The 19,112-nt window shown below is 60.7% G+C and carries 17 protein-coding genes, 1 tRNA gene and 1 CRISPR repeat array; of the genes, 3 read left to right on the top strand and 15 right to left on the bottom strand.

Features of this window, described 5'->3' with window-relative positions; translation table 11 throughout:
- Positions 1-29: 29 nt before the first annotated feature.
- Positions 30-536: a CRISPR direct-repeat array (repeat unit 33 nt; unit sequence ATTTCAATCCACGCTCCCCGTGCGGGGAGCGAC).
- Positions 537-720: 184 nt separating this feature from the next.
- The 12 genes from cas2 to MR825_RS13470 all read right to left on the bottom strand — a co-directional run bounded on the left by cas2 (position 721) and on the right by MR825_RS13470 (position 12,290).
- Positions 721-1,011 (bottom strand): CRISPR-associated endonuclease Cas2, encoded by a 291-nt coding sequence (gene cas2, locus MR825_RS13525; protein ID WP_186908808.1) that lies wholly within the window; start codon positions 1,009-1,011, stop codon positions 721-723.
- A gap of 7 nt (positions 1,012-1,018) precedes the next feature.
- Positions 1,019-2,050: a type I-C CRISPR-associated endonuclease Cas1c gene (gene cas1c, locus MR825_RS13520; protein ID WP_186908807.1), complete on the bottom strand. Its 1,032-nt coding sequence runs from the start codon at positions 2,048-2,050 to the stop codon at positions 1,019-1,021.
- The gene (gene cas4, locus MR825_RS13515) at positions 2,047-2,709 is read right to left on the bottom strand and encodes a CRISPR-associated protein Cas4 (protein WP_186908806.1); all 663 of its coding nucleotides are present in this window, start codon (positions 2,707-2,709) and stop codon (positions 2,047-2,049) included. The genes cas1c and cas4 overlap by 4 nt, the downstream gene beginning before the upstream one ends.
- Entirely contained in the window at positions 2,706-3,602 is an 897-nt protein-coding gene (gene cas7c / locus MR825_RS13510) for a type I-C CRISPR-associated protein Cas7/Csd2 (RefSeq protein WP_186908805.1), read from the bottom strand. Before cas7c ends, cas4 begins: the two co-directional genes overlap by 4 nt.
- A gap of 1 nt (position 3,603) precedes the next feature.
- Positions 3,604-5,364 (bottom strand): type I-C CRISPR-associated protein Cas8c/Csd1, encoded by a 1,761-nt coding sequence (gene cas8c, locus MR825_RS13505; RefSeq protein ID WP_287881176.1) that lies wholly within the window; start codon positions 5,362-5,364, stop codon positions 3,604-3,606.
- Positions 5,361-6,026, bottom strand: coding sequence for a type I-C CRISPR-associated protein Cas5c (cas5c, locus tag MR825_RS13500; protein ID WP_186908803.1), 666 nt, complete (start codon positions 6,024-6,026; stop codon positions 5,361-5,363). The genes cas8c and cas5c overlap by 4 nt, the downstream gene beginning before the upstream one ends.
- Before the next feature lie 71 nt (positions 6,027-6,097).
- Positions 6,098-8,221: a CRISPR-associated helicase Cas3' gene (gene cas3 / locus MR825_RS13495; protein WP_287881175.1), complete on the bottom strand. Its 2,124-nt coding sequence runs from the start codon at positions 8,219-8,221 to the stop codon at positions 6,098-6,100.
- A gap of 1,170 nt (positions 8,222-9,391) precedes the next feature.
- Positions 9,392-9,468, bottom strand: a tRNA-Arg gene (locus tag MR825_RS13490).
- Positions 9,469-9,564: 96 nt separating this feature from the next.
- Positions 9,565-9,807 (bottom strand): hypothetical protein, encoded by a 243-nt coding sequence (locus MR825_RS13485; protein WP_186908929.1) that lies wholly within the window; start codon positions 9,805-9,807, stop codon positions 9,565-9,567.
- Positions 9,800-9,955 (bottom strand): hypothetical protein, encoded by a 156-nt coding sequence (locus MR825_RS13480; protein WP_186908930.1) that lies wholly within the window; start codon positions 9,953-9,955, stop codon positions 9,800-9,802. Before MR825_RS13480 ends, MR825_RS13485 begins: the two co-directional genes overlap by 8 nt.
- 300 nt (positions 9,956-10,255) lie before the next feature.
- Positions 10,256-10,669, bottom strand: coding sequence for a glycosyl hydrolase family 18 protein (locus MR825_RS13475; RefSeq protein ID WP_186908931.1), 414 nt, complete (start codon positions 10,667-10,669; stop codon positions 10,256-10,258).
- Between the two features lie 25 nt (positions 10,670-10,694).
- Positions 10,695-12,290, bottom strand: a complete 1,596-nt coding sequence (locus MR825_RS13470) for a recombinase family protein (RefSeq protein WP_287881174.1) — start codon at positions 12,288-12,290, stop codon at positions 10,695-10,697.
- A 178-nt stretch (positions 12,291-12,468) separates the two neighbouring features.
- Here MR825_RS13470 and MR825_RS13465 point away from each other — a divergent pair, with 178 nt between their 5' ends.
- Entirely contained in the window at positions 12,469-12,723 is a 255-nt protein-coding gene (locus MR825_RS13465; RefSeq protein ID WP_287881173.1) for a hypothetical protein, read from the top strand.
- Between the two features lie 424 nt (positions 12,724-13,147).
- Complete coding sequence (locus MR825_RS13460; RefSeq protein WP_287881171.1) at positions 13,148-13,912, top strand: class I SAM-dependent methyltransferase; 765 nt, start codon at positions 13,148-13,150, stop codon at positions 13,910-13,912.
- Positions 13,913-14,088: 176 nt separating this feature from the next.
- Here MR825_RS13460 and MR825_RS13455 read toward each other — a convergent pair whose 3' ends face one another.
- The 3 genes from MR825_RS13455 to MR825_RS13445 form a co-directional block, all read right to left on the bottom strand.
- Complete coding sequence (locus tag MR825_RS13455) at positions 14,089-14,265, bottom strand: hypothetical protein (RefSeq protein WP_186908934.1); 177 nt, start codon at positions 14,263-14,265, stop codon at positions 14,089-14,091.
- Positions 14,266-15,848: 1,583 nt separating this feature from the next.
- The gene (locus MR825_RS13450; protein WP_287881169.1) at positions 15,849-16,727 is read right to left on the bottom strand and encodes a LysM peptidoglycan-binding domain-containing protein; all 879 of its coding nucleotides are present in this window, start codon (positions 16,725-16,727) and stop codon (positions 15,849-15,851) included.
- 10 nt (positions 16,728-16,737) lie between these two features.
- Complete coding sequence (locus MR825_RS13445) at positions 16,738-17,478, bottom strand: N-acetylmuramoyl-L-alanine amidase (RefSeq protein ID WP_186908937.1); 741 nt, start codon at positions 17,476-17,478, stop codon at positions 16,738-16,740.
- Between the two features lie 112 nt (positions 17,479-17,590).
- On the opposite strand from MR825_RS13445, the gene MR825_RS13440 reads away from it, so the two are divergent.
- Complete coding sequence (locus MR825_RS13440) at positions 17,591-18,538, top strand: DUF4349 domain-containing protein (protein WP_287881167.1); 948 nt, start codon at positions 17,591-17,593, stop codon at positions 18,536-18,538.
- Positions 18,539-19,112: the final 574 nt, after the last annotated feature.

Raw genomic sequence — 19,112 nt, 5'->3', positions numbered from 1 at the left:
GACGGCGTCAACGCCGTCCTCGGCTTCCTATTTCAATCCACGCTCCCCGTGCGGGGAGCGACCCGCTGAGTCCGGGCGGCCGCTCCCGGCTGCAGCTATTTCAATCCACGCTCCCCGTGCGGGGAGCGACGCAAGTTCGGTGAGACCATGGACGCGGCTGAGAAAATGGATTTCAATCCACGCTCCCCGTGCGGGGAGCGACGAAGGATGATGCGGATGCCAGCGCAGTCAAAAAATTTCAATCCACGCTCCCCGTGCGGGGAGCGACCGGCTGGGGCCTGTACGACTTTCTTGGTTCAGAATTTCAATCCACGCTCCCCGTGCGGGGAGCGACCATAGCTGGCAACAGAGGGGCGCTTGAAGTAATAGATTTCAATCCACGCTCCCCGTGCGGGGAGCGACTGTCACTGTCACCATATCCAACTCCCTCAGCCGTATTTCAATCCACGCTCCCCGTGCGGGGAGCGACAGGATACTACGATAGAGGGCAGCTCCAGATCATAATTTCAATCCACGCTCCCCGTGCGGGGAGCGACGGCAAAATCAGACAAAATACGGGTTGTATTTTGGCAAAATAGCCGAAGTTTCAGATAGGCAGCAACAAAGGCTCGGTATGTATGAGGTAAAACACGAGAGATTGGAGCGTTTACAAGGACATTTCGAGAAATTTCGTGGTGCGAACGGGCGAAGAATATTCTGATTGCTGTCCCTTCGCACCGGTCAAATCAAGAGCGGTTCCTCCGGAAGGTAGGTGGTTTTACATCCAAAGTGCTCGATTTTCTTTGCGTAGTGATTGCCCAGATAGTAAAAGCGCAGACTGTCCCGCTTGGGGTCCATGATAGCACATAGCTTAGCCTGAAGGCTTTTACACTGGGCGGCGTCCAGCAGGCATTCGAAGACAGAGCATTGTACCCTCTGCCCATAGTTGACGCACTGCCGGGCAATTTGCCGGAGACGCCGGCGGCCGGCCGCATCCTCGGTATTTACATCATAGGTAATCAGTACCAGCATAGACGCCTCACTTCCACAAAAACGGCGGATACGCATCCAGATCCTCCCGGAGCGTGCGCGCCAAAAGAAGCGCCTGGATGTACGGAACCATTCCCCAGGATAACTGTTCACCCAGATAGGGGTGGGTCAGGCTCTCCCGCTTTCGTTCCTGCCAATGCTTCAGAACGCTGCGCCGGGCGGACGCAGACAGCAGGACCGCTCCATTTTCGCGATACGTGAAATCTGCCCTTTTTACGATGCGGTTGTTGATCAGCGTCAGCACGAAGCGATCAGCCATACAGGGGCGAAGCTCTTCCATCAGATCCAATGCCAGGGAGCTTCTTCCCGGGCGGTCCCGGTGAAGAAACCCCACATAGGCGTCCAGCCCCACGCTTTCCAAAGCCGCCGCACAATCGTGGGCAAGCAGGCTGTACGAAAAGGAGAGCATGGCGTTGACGGGATCGAGCGGCGGACGGCGGCTGCGGCCCGGAAAGGAGAACACGGGTTTTTCTCCTAAAATCATCTCGTCCAAAACGCTGAAATAGGCCGTGGCCCCAGTCCCTTCCAGCCCGCGCAGGGCATCCAGAGAGGTTTCTTCCGCCACCAGGGGCAGCAGCGCTTTGATCCGTGCCGAAGCCTGCTCCAGCCGGGCTCCATCGATCCGAAGTCCATGGTCCCGGCGGGTACGTTCCACGCTCCACCGGGCGTTATACAGCTTGCCGAAAATCATGGAGCGCGCCATACGGCAGCTTTGCGCAGGATCGTCCGCCGTTCGGTACTGGGTGCGGCGCAGCAGTACGTTTCCATTGCTTTCCCCGCAGACCCGCGCAAGGAACCGGCCCCTGGGCGTACAAAAAGCAAGGGAGACGCCGCGCTGGGCACAGGCGCCCATCAAAGCCGGTGAAGCGCCCGGATAGGCAAAGGATATAATGCCGGAAAGCGTATGCAGCGGATAGCGCGCTGCGGCCTGCTTTTCCCGGCTGGCCACCACATTTTCCCCGTCCAGAGACAGGTAAATGTCTTCCGAAGTCACAAAAAGGGTATTGAGCAGCTGCTTCATGGCGTATCCTCCATGGCCCGGGCAAGGTAGTCCGCCACCGTGCTCCGCCGCCGCAGGATCGGGAGGCAGAGTTCCTTCAAGGAACAGGCGCTGCAGGATTTGGCGGGCCTTACCTTGGGCGTGTGTCCTCTGCGGTAGAGCTGATGCATCTCCTCCAAAGCGGCGGAGACCGCCTGGCGCAGGCCTCCGGTAAAGAGCACCGGCGTCCGCCTCCGGGGGTCTCCATAGTAAAGCGCGCCCTCTGGGATGACGCAGCAGAGCATCTCCTCCAGGCACATGGCCTGGGCGCAGAGCTGCAGGCGGTCGGCGTCGTGCGCTTTGGGCGCGCCCCGTTTATACTCGATGGGGTAGGGCAGCCAAAGACCGTCTTCGCCCCGGAGGGGCACGCCGTCCGGAGCGCCGTGAAATTCCACCACGTCGCACTGCCCTGTGATCCCAAGCCGATGCGAGATCACAGGGAGCCCGCGCAGGATCAGCGTGTCTCCCCGGCGTTCCCGCTGGGCTTCGTCGTGGGCGCGCTGGTGGAAGAGGGCTCCCTCCACCGTGCGCAGATTTTCCTGCCACTGGTGTTCCACGTGGATCAGGGCCCACTGACGGCGGCAGAAGGCAAAGTGCTGCAGGCCGGAGAGCTGGAGGAGATCCTCTTCCGTATCGGTCACCCCATGCGCGTGACCGTGACGCCGGCCGGCAGGCCGGCCTCGTCCACCGTGACGGTATAGTCGGCGTAGGAGCGGGCGGGGGCGGGATCATCGGCCTGCTTCCGGTCGACGTGTACGGTCTCAAACAGCTTCCAGGCGGGGGCACAGCCCAGTTCGCTGTCGTGCTTGAATACGATGAGCTCCCGCACCGCCATCTTCCCACGGGCGGCGGAGCGGTCGTACTCGAACATATTCAGAATGGCCTGCCACAGCAGCTCCAGATCCTCCTCAGAAAAGCCGGTAGTCTTGCGGGCCAGGTTGGCGGAAATATAGCCCTCGCAGCGATAGAGACCGTAGGGGACGATGTACTTGCGGCCCATCTCCGTGCCCTTTTTCTCCGCGTCCGCCTCGGTGGTAATGGCCACGCGGGTGATCGTGACCTCCTGGGGCACCACCGGCTCCACGCTCCGGGCGAAGCCCAGCTGCACCGGGCCGCGCACCTGGCCGCAGTTCAGGGCGGCCTTCACAAAGGTGGTCATCACCGCGCCGAAGGTGCGGATGTCGTAGAAATTTTGGCACATCCAGTCACGGACCTTGGCATCCAGCTCCGGGTCGGCCTTCTTTTTCTCCTTCACGGTCTTTTCCGTTACGTCCAGGGCGGCATAGGCCTCGGCGTCGCTGCGGTTCAGCGGCACGCCGTCCTTGACGTAGATGCGCCAGCCGGTACGGTCCTCCTTGACGGTCTCCACATAGTTGCGGATCTTCCGCTTCAGGCACACGTCGGTGACCAGGCCCAGGCCGGTCTCCGGGTCCACCCGGGGCATATTGCCGGCGTCCGGGTCGCCGTTGGGGTTGCCGTTTTCCACGTCGAACAGGACCACGAATTCATAGCGGTTCTTAATGGGCTCAGACATTTTATTTCTCCTCCTTTTTTTCATAGCGGGCCTGGGTCTGGTGGTAGTAGCCCAGCTGGAACGCCCCCTGCTGGGGCAGGGTCAGCCGGGCGGGGTACTCCTCCCCAAGCTTGTCCGTAATGCCCTGCAATTTTTTTTCATAAGAGATACGCCAGCCTGCCTCCAGCTTTTTCAGGTGTTTCTGGGCCAGGTTGACGAGGGTGGGGAACACCACGGCGGGGGTGGCGGAGGCGGAATTGAAATATTTGTCCTTGATGGTGGAATTGATGCCGGGGTTGGCTTTCTGCTGGATCTCCTCCAGCACGGAGAACAGCCGGCCCAGGGTATAGGGGATGCTTGTGCTGGCTTCGTTGAGGGACACGGTCAAAACCTCCTTTGGTACGTTTTTGTTCGGATTTTTGGAGTAGTAGGCCTTCAGAATTGCCGCCCGCTCCCAGGTGATTTTAAATGGCCGCTCCGGGTGCTCCTTGTCGCGCTGTTCTGCACGGATGCGTAAGGTCACGCCGTTGAGCAGCGTGGCGGGGTAGGGCGTGTTGTTCAGCACGGCCCGGAGCATTTCACCCGCCAGCTCCGGTGAGGCGTCCTTGTTCCTGGAGTTCTGGTTCACCGTGGCGTCCAGCAGGGCTTTCAGCGACGGGACCTCGAATTTTGCATAGGCAGGGCGGACGATCCTCAGCCGCTCCCGGTGGGCCTGAATATTCTGCAGGAAGCCCCCGAAGGAGTTGCGCAGGAAGAAGCGCACGGAGAGGCGCGCGGCGTTGGGAGACAGGCCCAGGACATAGAAGTCCATGTCCGGGTCCAGCATAGCCTCGTCGTATTCCGCTTTATGGCCCTTGCAGAGCTCCGCGATAACGTTCCGCAGGTCGCTCTCCTCATAGGTGTCGCTGAATAAACTGCCGAAGGTGCTCTGGTAGGCAGCCTCACCGCTTTTTGCCCAGAAAACCACCGTGGCGTCGCCCATGCGATAGACGTGCTCCCGGTCGGAGAGCAGGTAATTCAGCGCGGTGGTGTAGGCGAAGGCGGCGGCCTTGCTGGTGGGGGCGTTCCGGTTCTGCTCCCGTCCGTAGGAGCAGAAGGCCGGCGCGTTGAAGGACACCAGGGCCGCGCCGCTGGACTGCGCCCCCTGCACGCCCTTGACGGAGGGGTGGGTGTTCTCCACCGGCCCCTTCTCGCCGGTCACCAGGCACACCATCTCTGTCCCGCCGTCATCTCCGGAGCCGCCGTAGTGCCGCTCCCAGGCCCTGCGGATGGCAGGATCGTCGTGGACAAAGCCGCCGTCATAACGGAAGATCAGGTTGGCGCCGGATAGGATGTCCTCCCAATACTCCGCCAGGGCGGGGTGCTCCGGGGCGGCTTCCGGCTGCCAGCTTTGGAAAAACGCCAGCACCGCGCGGGCGGCGGGGGTGTCCACATCCGAAAGGACTTTTTCGTGAAGGGCCTTGCAGGCCGCAAAGCACTCCAGTGCCCGCTGGGGCCTGCCCTTGCCGTCCACGCCTAACATATAACTGGAATTGTCACAGAGGAAGTTGGACACAACACCCACGGTTCGTTTCTCTGGGGCGGGCAGGGACATGATCTGCGGAGCCGGGACGGTTTTTTTCCCGCGCTGCTGCTCTATCTGGATGGACGCCACACGCTCCAGCGTACCGCCTTCCCCAAGATACAGGGTATAGGACACTTTCACCGGCCCCCAGCCGGGGGCGGCTGCTTTTCCCTGTTTTTGCAGAACCTCATAATACTCCGTCAACGCCTGTAAGATCATCCCCGTACCTCCTCGCTGTCCCAGGGGGGCACGTCCAGCGCCCCGTCCCGGAGGACTGCCCGGAAAAAGCGGGGCGTGATGTTCTCCGGGTCGGAGTAGTCCAGGTCGTACAGCATCCAGCCCAGGTCCCGCGCCCCCTTCAGTTCCTCCGGACAGGGGGGAAGGGCCTGGCAGAGCTTGAACTGGGCGGGGAACTCCCGGCAGCCGAAGCAGGGCTGGTGATAGAACTGCCCCTTTTGAACGCGGCGCTTGGCGATGTCCTGGAATTTGCCGCAGTTGTCGCCGGGGGCCATTTTCTCCGGGACCAGGTCAAAGTGGGCCTCGATAACGTAGCGCACGTCCCGCAGCAGCAGGGCGGCCCGCTGCTGGATATCGCCGCTGGCACAGAGGTACAGCTCCCCCTTCCCCCGCTCCATCACCGTGCGGGCCGTGCGGGCGCTGACGGTGGATTTGACTTCGTTGCGCCGCAGATTGGAAAAGCGGATGGGAGCCCGGACGTGAATGCGGTCGATCTTCCATTTGAGCCCCGGGTGCCAGTATATTGCTTCCATCAGTCCCCGGGCCGCCGACGGGGTCATCACGTCGTAGCTGACCCGCTCCACCTTCATCTCCGGCCTTGTAAACAGGGCGTAATCGCCCCAGACTTCCAAACGGATGGACATAGGCGCTCAACTCCTTCCTGTATGGTTGAAATTGCAAAAATTAAAATTTGTTTCACAGGCCGAACGCGGGGTCACAGAATCCATGCTTTGCCTTCCTCTGCCTCCAGCGACAGCCCGGTGTGTCCGTCATAGAGCGTTGGATTGGAGAGAACGGCGGAGCCGTCCTCCAGAAGCTCCAGATCACCGGCCTGCTCCAGCGCCTGGAAGTGATTTTCATAGACGGACACCCCGTACCGCCCCAGCCTGTGGAACAGAGAGCGGTTCCGCTCCCCGGCGCGCAGACGCTCCACCAGCTCCGCTCCCGCTCCCGCCGGGATATAGACGGTACGGGTGGGGCTGTCGATGAGGTGGAATTTCTCCGCCGTTTTGCGGAAGGGGAACGGTTCCGACCGGATCAGCGGCAAAATGCCGCTGCTATCCTGCGCGTGCTGCCCCTTCAGCTCCAGCAATTCATGAAAATAGTCGTGGACGGCCTCCCGGGAGGAAAGATCCGCCTGACGAGCCATGACCATCCGCCCCACCTCAATGGCGGTGGCAAACAGCTTCGGCGGCTTGCCCTCCCCCTGGAAGACGGTGACGGCGCTCTCCCCGGCGGGGCGTTTGCCCTCACGATTGCACCGCCCGGCGGCCTGGAGGACGGAGTCCAGCCCCGCCTCCTCCCGGTAAACCGCCGGGAAGTCCACATCCACCCCCGCTTCGATCAGGGAGGTGGACACCACCCGGCAGGCAAGCCCGTCCCTCAGCCGCTGCCGGATCTCCTCCAGCTGGGCCTGCCGGTGGGCGGGGTACATCAGGGTGGACAGATGGAAGCATCCGTCTCCCTCCAGCCGGTCGAACACCTCCTTGGCGCTCTTCCGGGCGTTGACCACGCAAAGCACCTGCCTGTGTCCGTTCAGCTGCTGCGCCAGCGCGTCCCAGGTCAGGCGTCCCGCCCGCTGAAACCTCACCCGGCGAAAGACGTCCTGATCGCAGACCTCGGCGGGGCACAGTTCCACCGGCGGCCGGCCGGGCAGAAACGCCCGGAAGACGGGGTCCAGCGCCGGCTGGGTGGCGGTGCACAGGACGGCGGAAACACGATAATGCTCCACCAGCTGCGCAATGGCGTGGACGCAGGGACGCAGATAGGGGAGGGGCAGCATTTGAGCCTCGTCGAATACCACCGCGCTGCCCGCGATGTTGTGGAGCTTGCGGCACTGGGACGGACGGCTGGCGTACAGGGACTCGAAAAACTGCACCGCTGTGGTCACCACCACCGGCCGGTCCCAGTTTTCCGTGGCCTGGATCAGACGGATGGTCTTCGGATCGGCTTCGGTCTCCAGATCGTATTGCACGTTGGAGTGGTGCTCCAGCACGTTTTCCTCCCCTAAAATGTCCCGGAACGTTTTGGCGGTCTGTTCGATGATGGAGGTGTACGGGACCACATAAATGACCCGCCGCAGGCCCTTCGTCCTGGCGTGGGCCAGGGCGAAGGCCAGGGACGCCACCGTCTTGCCGCCCCCGGTGGGCACCGTGAGGGTGAACAGCCCCGGCTCCCGCTGTTCCCCCTGGGCCATGCACCGCTCCAGAATGGCGCACCGCTGCCGGTTCAGCTCTCCCTTGGGCGGGAACCAGCCCGCGATGTAGCGCCGGAGCTTGTCCCACAGCGCGTCCATGGATGCGCCGCAGTCCTGCGCCCGGGGCTGTCCGGCCATAAAGGCCTCCGTGTCCAGAAAGTCCGCGTCCACCAGACAGGAGTACAGCATCCGGGTGAAGAACATCCCCGCCGCCGGGTCCCGCAGGGAAAAGGCGGGGAGCGGCGGGGCGGGCAGTGCCACCTCGCCGGACCAGCTATTGTATGGCTCCAGTTTCCGCTTCATGCGGCCAAACAGGGTGGGCGCCTCTTCGCGGTCCGTTTTCCCGCCGCCGTCCGGCAGGCCGCCGTGGTGCCCGGCCACGGCGAAGGCGGCGAAGGGCTGCTTGCACTTCCAGCACTCCACGGCCCCGGCAGTGGAATGGTCGACTTTTGGCCCGCCCTGCAGCCGGCGTTGGAAAGCGGCGGAGTATTTACCGAGGTCGTGGGCCAGCCCGGCCAGCTCCGCCTGCCCCTCCGCGCCGAAAGGCCGGGCAAACTGGGCCGCCAGCACGGCGGTCCCCTCCAGATGGGCCTGAACGGTCTGTTCGCGGCCATCCGCGGCGATGTGGGCAAGATACTGCATGATTTCTGTGTCCTCCCCTCTGGGCCAGGTCTTGCTTGCTGATCCGAGACAGGAACGGCGGCGCGGGAATTTTCGCATGGCAGGCGGTTTTGCAGATCTTCGGACAGAGTTCAAAAAACTGCGCCGCTCTGGCGGAAAAGACCGATGACCGGCGGGCCGTCTCTTTTCAATCCTGGCCTGGCCTTCAGAATAAACCTTGAAGCTCTGCGAAACGGACGTTTCGATTCTGCCGGAACATAAGTGCCACAGACGGGGCGATTGTGCGGGACGGCCTGCAGATAAGCGTTCGATTTCAGTCCCTCACGCGGCGTGCGGATCAAATAAAAGCCGTGCAGAGTGGTTCTCTGCACGGCGCGGCTTTCGGCATGGGCGCAAGCCTGCCGTTGTCTAATTATACCGGATTTTGCCGGGCAGAGCAAGGGTAATATTGTCGTATCTGCACATATCCTGTTCCGGCGTGCGGGAACGCATCCTGAGTTGAGCGTGCGCCGCTCCAGGGCTGCAGCACGGAATAAGGCAATGTGCTTCTGAGGAGGGAGCTTCCTGTTTTTTAGCGGCCTGAACCGAATACAGCCATTCCTGGGCTTTGTATCGTTTCCATCAGGGATCTGCCGGCGGAAGGTCCCCCGCGGTGCTGTGGCGCATAGGGCCGCCAGAGCCAAACGCTGGGGATCGTGGACCGGAGCGCAGCCGGGCAGGTCCCGTTCTCTGCTTCCGTGAAGAAGGTCGGGACCACCCGTAAAACGGGTGGTCCCGACCTCAGCTTGTCGAAAAAGGCCAAAGGCCTTTTTCGACAGAGGGATGCATGACGGACAGGGCTCGATTCTTTCAGAAAAGTCGCCCTGTCCGTCATGAGAGGTGTCATTTCCGACGCACGTGTCGCCGGAAATGACGGAGCTTCCTGTCCTTCCGTCGTCTGCGGACGACTCAACTCTGCCAGGCTCTTCTCCAGGAGGTTTTTTTGACAGCCTGAAAGGACATCCGCAAGGATGTCCCTTTGTTTTGCCCCAATGCGATAAATAGGCTATTTCCCGAGGCGTTTCCCGCCCAAATCACGACCCAGCGGAGCGGTCGTGATTTGGAAAGGAGCAGCAAGGGAGCGGGCGGATGGCGTCTATTTTTGCCGCAGGCATAAAAAGACGCCGGAGCAAAGCAAACTTTGCTCCGACGTGGTACGGCTGAAGGGATTCGAACCCCCGACCTTTTGGTTCGTAGCCAAACACTCTATCCAGCTGAGCTACAGCCGCATACCGTCGTTTGGGAACCTGTCCCGTTGACAGCTTAATTATATTAGCACAGTCCTGGATAGAATGCAAGAGGGAATTTGCCAAAATACGAGTTTTTTATTTTGAATCGGGGAGCTGGGCATCCAAAGGGTCCAACGCGGAGTTGGAGGGAATGGCCGGATCGGGCAGGCGTTGGTAGAGAACGGAGTCGGTGCCTTGGAGGTTGCGTTCCTCGTAGGCCTTCAGGTCCTCCAGGGTGCGAAAGGTCAGGTTGCTGTGGTTCATGGCCACCTGATAGGAGAGCGGGAGCGATTGAAAATAGGACAGTGCCTCCGGAGTGAGGGCGGCATGGTCAAGCATGTCCCTCGCCCTCCGCGATGATGCGTTCCAGGCAGGCCATCAGGTCGGACATGGTCTCCAGTTTCACGTCCATGGAGAGGATGGCGTTTTTCAGGTCAATGGGCATGGATTCGAATTTGTCCCGAATGGCGGGATTGACATAAGACATGGAATATCACCTCGACCATATTATGGTCGGCAGAGCGGCGGGATATTCGGAGGGACATCAAAAAACGCGCCCCTGAAACAGAGGCGCGGAACATTTGGTCTGTCCCCCCGCAGGGAGCGATTGCCGCCCTGCAGGGGGGACAGTGGCTGTGTGTTCGGAAAGAGAGAGGGAAGAGAGGAGGAGTTTCTGTTCTGTGTCTCTGGTATCCTGACAATGATTATAATACCAGAAGGAACTGGAAATTGGTGAACCGTTTTCGAATTTACTGTGAACGATTTATGAACGGCAAAATACGCGCAGTTACGCCTCCCGGATGCGGTAGAGCGCATTCAGTACCCGCCAGTTTTGGGGAAAGTCCCGCATCAGGTTCCAGTAGCCGACGCCACGCAGGCCGTATTCTGGAATGAGGGCTAGTTTGGCACGGATGCTGCGGGCGTCCTCGAACCAGACCTCATGGACCACGCCGTCCCCGTCGGTGTAGCGGAACCAGGGCGCCTGGGCGGTCTCGTCGTACTGGATGGCCGCGCCATACCGGCGCGCCCGGGCCAGAGCCGCCTGGGGGGAGATGGACTGGGCGCGGGTCTCCCCCTGTACAAAGGGGAGAGGCCAATCGTAGCCGTAGGTGGGGACGCCCAGCCAGATCTGTTCCGGCGGCATCTCGGTCAGGGCATATTCCACCACCTGACGCACATTCGGCAGCGGCGCGACCGCCATGGGGGGGCCATAAGTATAAAACCATCTAAGGCATCGGTGATCGAACGGCTGGGCGCTCTTCCAGCCGCTCGATGCGGGGAAAGAGGAGCAGACGCATGTCGCTGGAGACCCAGCGGCCGCCCCGGGTTTTGGAATAGATCACCTTGTCGACGATCTCCTTCAGCAAGGCGTTCTTTGCGCCCGGGTCGGCGAGGGTTGGGTACGCCTCAAGTACATGCGCGACGCGGGGGACGATCGGAAAGCGGCTGCCGGTCAGGCGGCGGGACGCGGCCTGGTGTGCCCGGGCCTCCAGAAGCGCCCGGTCGAGCGCGGCCATACGGGCGGAGAGGGCTTGGGAGCGCTGCAGGAACCGCTGGGGCGTGTAAACGCCCTGCTCGACCAGATCACAGAGACGGTCCATCTGGGTTTGCAGGCCGTCAAGGGATCGCTGGAGGAAAACGACCGTTTTTTCCGCTCCCGGATCGGCGCGGTCGGACGGAAGCGGTTCAAGCTGGAGCTGATAGCCGGACAGCCAGCTCTCCAGAGCGTCCAGTATGGCCCGCTCCACCGTCTCCAGGACAGAACCTTTGGTGTCACAGTCCCGATTGGGACAGACCATGCAGTCCTGGCCGCGCGCATAGCGGCGGCGCTCCAGCGTGCGGCCGCATGTTCCGCAGACGACCAGACCGGCCAGGGGGTTTTGGAGCGGGACGGCCCTGGGGACCGGGGGATGGGAGCGGCTGTTCAAAATGTCCTGGGCGCGGTTGTAGAGCGGTTCTTCCAGAATGGGGGCATGCCTGCCGTCGGAAAGCGGCACGTCATGGTTCACGGGACGGGAGGAGATCACCGCGCCGTCCACCATGCGCTTGACGGTGGGGCGATAGCTCCAGCGGACCTTGCCGATATAGGTGGGGTTGGCCAGGATCGCCTGGACCGTACACGCAGGCCACTTTCCGCCGCTGGGGGCGGGAACGCCGCAGGCGTCCAGCCGTTTGGCGATGGTAAAGGAACCGAGCGGACGCAGGGACCCGTCGGGCTGTTCCTCTCCGTTGACGTACCAGTCGAAGATCTGCCGGACCACCTCAGCCTGCTCGGGGATGATGCGCAGGGAATAGCCCTTCTCCCCGGGAAGCTTGTAGCGCTCATAGCCGTAAGCGGCCTTGCCCGCGATGTACTTCCCCTCCGCCAGGGAGGCGCGGCGGCCCCGTTGGAGCCTTCGGTTGATGGTCTTGTACTCCCGGCGGCTCATAAATAGGCCAAATTCGAAGTATTCCTCGTCAAACTCGTCCGCCGGATCATAGTCCTTGGCAGGGGTGATGATCCTGGTGCCGCTGTACTTAAAGGTATCGGCCACCATGCCCTGATCGGTGGTGTTGCCGCGGGCCAGGCGCTCCACCTCCATGACCAGGACGCCGCACCAGAGGCCCGCTTCCACGTCGTTCAGGAGCCGCTGCATCTCCGGCCGGGCGGCAATGGATTCGCCGCTGCATACTTCCTCATAGCAGCCCGTGACCGGAAGGTTTCGGGTATGGGCCAGCTTCAGAAGGGCGGCCCGATGACGGGCCAGCGTGTCGCCCTCTCCATGGGCTTCCGCCTCCAGATCCAGACGGGATTTGCGCAGGTATAAGCAGTATTCTCCCACAGAAGTCACCTCACAGTCTGCGATAAACCGCTCCGGGCAGGCGGGCCGGTCCTGAAAGGGCGAGCCCCCCTTTTGTTTATATGCATTCCATCCCGGCTGATGATTCTCCGCCCGCTTGCATCCGCTGCGGATTCATAGGACGAGCAGGCAAACGCATAGGGTGCCGGGGGGTGGCGCAATGAGCAGAACGGTCATAAGCAGAAACGGCGCGTTTCTTTACCGGTTTCCGTTTGAGCCGCCATGGGAGGATCTGCGGGCGAAAGGAACGGCATCCGGCGGCGTAACGTTTTGCCTGTTCGATTCCTGTGTGGAGCGGGAGCCGGAGAAACGGAATGAGATCGACCGGCGGGTGGCGGATATCCTCGCCCGGTCGGAGCAAAAAGGGCGTCCGACGGGGCTGGAAGAGAAAGAAGCCGGAACGGCGAACGGATGACGTGAGCCGAAAAGAGGGGAGGAAAGGGCAGAAAAACAGTACCGCCCATTGGGCGGGTGTCCGTAAAACGGTTTAGCACCACATTTTCTGCTTTACGGCATCTTGGTTAAAACGAGAATAAGCATCGCTAGGTTTTGCAACCAAGTGATGCTTATTTTGTACCATACAAAAGCATACTGAGACAGCCTTTCACGTTTCCAACAACGTGACCATTTGATACGGTTCATGTAGAATTGTTTATGAATTTGTGCTATACTACTAATTAAGAGGCGGTGAGCTCACGCAATGAGACTTATTCGAGGTAACTACTCGGTGCAGTTATAAATCTGGCAGCAGATTGTATCGAGCCAATTCTTATGATGTTGCCAGTTGACTGCACCTATTTTTGATTTATAATTACCAAACGCAGATAGGAGTAGTTATTGTGAACGAAATCGAATTGATAAGCTTTTGGCAAAAAGAAGAAAGTGTTGCCCATATCCACGGATGGGATTTTTCTCACATTGATGGCAGATATACCGAGGAAACCGATTTGCCTTGGGATTATCAGAGTATCATCCTGCATTACCTCAAGCCGGAAATGAAACTGTTGGATGTGGATACTGGTGGGGGGGAATTTCTGTTATCGCTTCACCATCCTCATACAAACACAAGTGCGACAGAGGCATACCCTCCGAATATTCAGCTATGCAGGGAAACCTTGCTTCCCCTCGGGATTGATTTTCGTGCAGGCGACGGAAAGGACATTCTCCCCTTTGATGATGCGGAATTTGATATAGTCATCAATCGTCACGGTGATTTTAATGCACAGGAAATATATCGAGTTCTAAAAGCTGGAGGCATCTTTATTACTGAACAAGTGGGAGCCGAAAATGATCGTGAACTGGTAGAACTTTTGTTAGGAAAGGTTGAGCTTCCGTTTCCAGAGCAGTATCTTGAAAAAGTACGCAAGCAGTTTCGTAATGCGGGATTTGATATCCTTGATGAACGGGAATGCTTCAGACCCATTAAGTTTTTTGATGTAGGCGCACTTGTTTGGTTTGCCCGAATTATAGAGTGGGAATTCCCTAATTTCTCGGTAGACACTTGCAAGGATAGATTGTTGAATGCACAGCGGGTTTTAGAGCGAAAGGGATGTATCGAAGGATTAATTCATCGCTTTTTACTGGTAGCTGAAAAGGTAAAATAAATCGATTATTAGGGCGCACTTCTATACAATGGATCTTTGACACAACAGCCCTGACCGAAGAAGTCAGGGCTGTTTAGCGTGGCCAAAAGACTTTTTTACACGTTGAACGGCCTGATCGCAATTAGATCATGCCATTCGCTGTTTTATGAAGCCCCGGCTTTGGGCGGCACTGTTTTTCATCCGTCCCCGCGGGTCAAATTTTCGGCATAGTCTTTGAGACTGGCGAAAGAGTTGACCCCGTTCGGGCGGGTGCGGATCTGCTCCCGAACGTAATCCGGCAGCGTGTCAAAATACTGCTTTGCCACCGGTTCGCGCTGGAGAAGCATATAAATATCACTGTAGGTCGGCTCCATGTTCCATCACCTCGCGGATAGTGTGCCCGCAACCGGCCCGATCTATCAGGCGGTTCTGCAGCGAACATGGGCCGTGTTTGCTCCGCGTGGGCAAGCAGGCTGCAGGACGAGCGGCCCCAGCGGCGCAGGCCGCTGGGGCCGCCAACTCAGATTCCCTTAGCAGCCGACGCCAAAATACCGGCAGAGAGTCTCCCAGATGGAGCCGCAATTAAAGTTATTGCCATTAAAGCAGAACATGGGTGAAACCTCCTTATAAGTATTGGTCTCGCGAAGACATTTTGATTGTAACCGTTTTGTAACTATTTTTCAAATGTAATATTTCCCGGTACCCAACCGGGGCTGACGGGAGCCGAACACAAACGGGAAATTTATGAAATCGGGGCCTGCGAAAGGCGCCAAAAAGCCGCCCCCTTTTGGGGGGGCGGCGCGGAAGGACCGGGGTCACCAGGGCCGGAAGCCGGGGCCGAAGGGCGGGCGCGCAAAGGGGGGACACCGGCGGCATCCGGCGGGCGGACGCACGATCGGAGGAAAGAAAACCGGCGGAAAGACAGCCGGAGGAAAAACAGCGGGCGGAACTGTGTCCCGCGGGATCACAGCGATATTGGATGCCGATATTTGCGGCGGTATGCTGTTCGTCATTACGCCGTTGTACCGGATGCGGATCAGGTCACCGGGGCGGAACCGGCGTGCATCCGGTGTATTTACAAGGATCGTTTGCCGTGTATCAAGATCCAGTACGAGCAGGCGTTCCCACTGTACCTCGATCACGACGGCTTGCATGAGCATGCATGACACCTCCTATCGTCATATTACAGGATATGCCGACTGGAGACAGACGGAGACAGACGGCGCTTGGACGCCGGGGAAAGGCCGCGGTGTGCAGCGGAAAGGACCATGGCGCCGGTATGTAGAAAAACGCCTCCAAGGAAGGGAGGGCGTCCGCTCCAGCTTGCCGAAAAAGCCTCACAGAGTTCGCGCCCGTGCCCAAGCCTGCAGAGCAGGCGCGGAAATGCCCTTGGGGTACAGGCGCGAATCCAGTCCAATCCGTTTGCTCCGGCGACATGTGCGTCGGAGCAAACGCTTCTCGGCCTGTAAGTGTGCCAGATGTCCGCCGTAAGCGGACGGCGAGTGCCCGCAGCAGGCCGCAGCTCCTTCGGAAAGGTGGCAAAGCCACTTTTTGACACGCAAAGGCGGGCGCCGGAGGGCGCCCGCCTTTGTTCAACCGCAGGGACAGTGAAGATCGATGCAGGTTGCGGTGATCTGCGGCGGTATACTCATGGTCATGGCCCCGCTGTAACGGATACAGACACAATCGCCGCACGAGAAACAGCAGGCTCGATCGGTGTGTACCAGAACCTCTTGATGCGTACAGCAATCGCAGACCAGAAGCCGGCAGCATTCCACACACAGCACCCGTGCGATCATTGTAACTGAGGAATTTTGTTCCAAGGCTATTCTCACCTCCGAAGAACTGCAGTACGAGCTGCAATACATTCTATGCAGCGGCCGGGGGCAGGTGCATTTCAGCGGAGGCATCTCTCCGGCCTGGAAGCAGGGGCGGGAAGGCCGCAGGCTCCCCGGCGTCACCGTGGACCTGTGTGGTGATAAGTATAGCCCCATTCATAGGTCATAAGCAGCACTTCGTTGACGGCTTCGGCAATGGCGCGGTAGTTGTGGGCCTCGTACAGCAGCCCCGGCTGGTCGGCGGAGGTCTTGGGGGCCAGTGCGGCGATGACCGGATAGCCCAGGGGATTGAGCAGTGCGGTCAGGCGGCCGAGAAAAGCGGCATAGGCCGATGCGTCCTCGGGAAAGACATACTCAAAGTCCACATCCAGACCCCGGTAGCCCTTTTCCTCCAGCGTGCGCCGGAGGTTGGAGATCAGCGCATCCTGCACCGTTCGGTCGGTGAGGGCGATGTGGGCCAGTTCATTGGAGAAGCCGCCCTCTCCGGTCAGCGTGGACAGGTGCATCAGCGGGGCCGCGCCCCCCGCCTTGGCCATGGCGATCAGTACGCCGTCATCCCGATCCACCAGCGTCCCGTCTGGGGTAAAGCCATAGGTAAAGGGGGTCAGAAAGGTCAGATAGGGGACCGTGGACTGGAGCAGGTCCTTGTCGATGAAGGGATAGGCGTACCCATTCACCGAGAGGACGCCCTCGGTCGCGCCCTCATAGGAGATGACCAGCGTCTGGCCGGGGTAAAGGACCGGGCCGCCGCCCAAGATCGGGTTGTTGCGATAGAGCTGCCGCAGGCTCATGCCGTACTGCCGGGCGATGGAAGAGAGGCTTTCACCGGGCTGCACGGTGTGCACCTGCTGGGGAAACTGCACCACCAGCGCCTGCCCCACCACCAGCCGGGGATCGTTCTGCAGGCCGTTGTCCACCGCCAGCTGGGACAGGGGCACGCCGTATTCCCGGGCGACGGAGGAGAGACTCTCGCCCGGGCGGACTACGTGGATGACCATGACCCTGCCCTCAGATCAGCGTGACAAAATCACTGCTGGCCCAGCCCATCACCTCTCCAAAGCGCACCAGATACCAGCCCTGCCACTGGTTGAGCACCGTCAGACGGGCTCCGTCGTAGGCCCGCGCCACCACGGGAGCGGAGCGGTCCGGCCGGTCCCGGATATTCAGATAGCCCCAGGATACGTCCACCACCGCGCTGCGGGGGGACTGGGGGGTCAGGAAGGGCAGGCCGAAATACTCGGTCAGGGAGAGCGCGATACTGCGGGCCACCGAATCCAGGTTGTTTTTGATCCAGGCCGCGTCGTCCACGTTATCATGGTAACCCAGCTCCAGAAAGACCGAAGGGGCCCGCACCCGGCGCACTTCACCGATGGCAATGGTGGGCTCGGCCCGGACGTTGTTGGGCAGAGGATAGATTTGTTTTAGACCGTCGGCCACCAGGTTAGCGGCCCGCTGCCCCTCGGCGGAGCCGGGATAGTAGTAGACCAGGATGCCGCGCACCTGTCCGTAGCGCCCTTCCGGAGCGGCATTGGAGTGGAGGGCCAGGTGCAGGTCGAAATTGCCCGCATTGGAGGCCCGGATCGACGATGCGGCGGTCATATCCGGCGTGTTGCGCACGTACTGGATGCCGGAGGCCGTCAGATAGGGTACCATGGCGTCGGCCAGACGGTTCATCCACTCCTCCTCAGTACCGCCGCTGACATATAGGTTGTTCTCCTGGGTGGAAGGAGAAAGGTAGATCACAGGCATGGGGATACCTCCTTTTTGCCCCATCCTATGCGCGGGCGCAGTTTAAGGGAACCTTTGGAAGCGGGACGCGTCTAAAAAGTACCGCGCAAACAAAACGAATGGAGGTGCTCCAATGAAACGAAACCGTCTTTTGCTCCCGCTCGCCCTGCTCCTGCTCCTGACCTGTGCCTGCAGCGGCGGCAACTCCTCCGCCGCCTCCTCCGCCGGGGAGGAGGCGGCGCCGGAGGCCATGGCCCCCATGGAAGCGACCGTGGCAGACCAGAGACTGAATTTTTCGGAAAGCGAAAGCGCTGCGGGGGAAAGCCGGGTCTATTCCGACGAGAACGCCAAGCTGATCCGCCGGGCGTCGGCACGGCTCCAGACCGACGACTTCTCCGCCGCGGAAGCCGCACTGAACGCCCTGGTGGTGGAACAGGGAGGCTATTATGAAAGCGCCGCGGTGGAGGGCGGCGGCTATTATGACCGCAATGCCGCGCGGTACGGCAGCTACGTGATACGGGTGCCCAGGCAGGCCTACGATACGTTTCTGAGCGGCGTGGACGGCGTGGGGTATGTGGTCAGCCTGAACCAGAGCTCAGAGGAGATCGGAGAGGTCTATTTTGACACCGAGGCCCGCCTGCGCACCCAGCAGACCAAGCAGACGCGGCTGCTCGCGCTGCTGGAGCAGGCCGCCACCATGGAGGATATCATCGACCTGGAGAACGCCCTCAGCGAGGTGGAGTATCAGATCGAGCAGTACAGCACCGAGCTGCGCCGGTACGACAGCCTGGTGGATTACGCCACCATCGGCGTGGAGCTGTACGAGGTGCGCCGCCTCAGCGACGGCGCCGGGACCGCCGACCGCCTGGGGACGCGGATCTCAACCGCCCTTTCGGAGGGAGCGCAGGGGGCGGGGGAAGCGCTGGGCAATGTCATCGTCTGGTGCGCCTATCACCTGATCGCCCTGCTGGTGCTGGCGGCCGCGGCGGCCGTGATCCTGGCCGTATGCCTGCGCCGCAGAAAAAAGCGCGCCGCACCGCCCGCAGCGTCTGCCCCCGCTGAACCGCCGGCCCAGGAGTGAGCGGGCGCGTTTTCCCTCCGGGCGGAGGGTAAAGATGCGTCCGATCGTCGGCTACATACCAGCGGGGGTGGGTGTGCCCCCGGCAGAGGATGGAATGCCCCTCGGCCTCCAACAGGGCCCGCTGGTGGCCGGCCCAGGCGGCGATGGAGACGAAAATGCCCGCGGCGGCGGGGTCGGGAAGACCCGCGCCGCTCCTCGGGGCAAAATGGTCCCGGATGTCCCCCACGGTGAGCGCCTGCCCGAAGGGGGCCCGACGCACGTCCGGTCATAGTCCCTGGGCGGGGACAGGCACATCCGCGTCTTGCCGTATGGTTCGATGGCCTTTGGATCGGTCACGATCTGCACCCGGGGCATACCGTTGTCCCGCAGCAGCATCGCGTTGAAATCCTTTTTTCCTCATTTGCCATGTCCCGAGCCTCCTGGACCCAGGAGCGCCTGTTTTTTACCGTCATGCAATGAAATGGCTTCAAAAAATGAAACGCACCGGCGCCCCGGGCCAATAGCCCGGGGCGCCGCAGCCTGTCAAAAAATCCTCCCGCAGGAGAGCCTCGCAGAGTTCCGTCGTCCGCAGACG

The organism is Lawsonibacter sp. (genome assembly GCF_022777125.1).
GTDB classification, from domain to species: domain Bacteria; phylum Bacillota; class Clostridia; order Oscillospirales; family Oscillospiraceae; genus Lawsonibacter_A; species Lawsonibacter_A hominis.
Note: the sequence above shows the minus strand (reverse complement) of the source record. Positions and strands in the feature narration are given on the sequence as shown.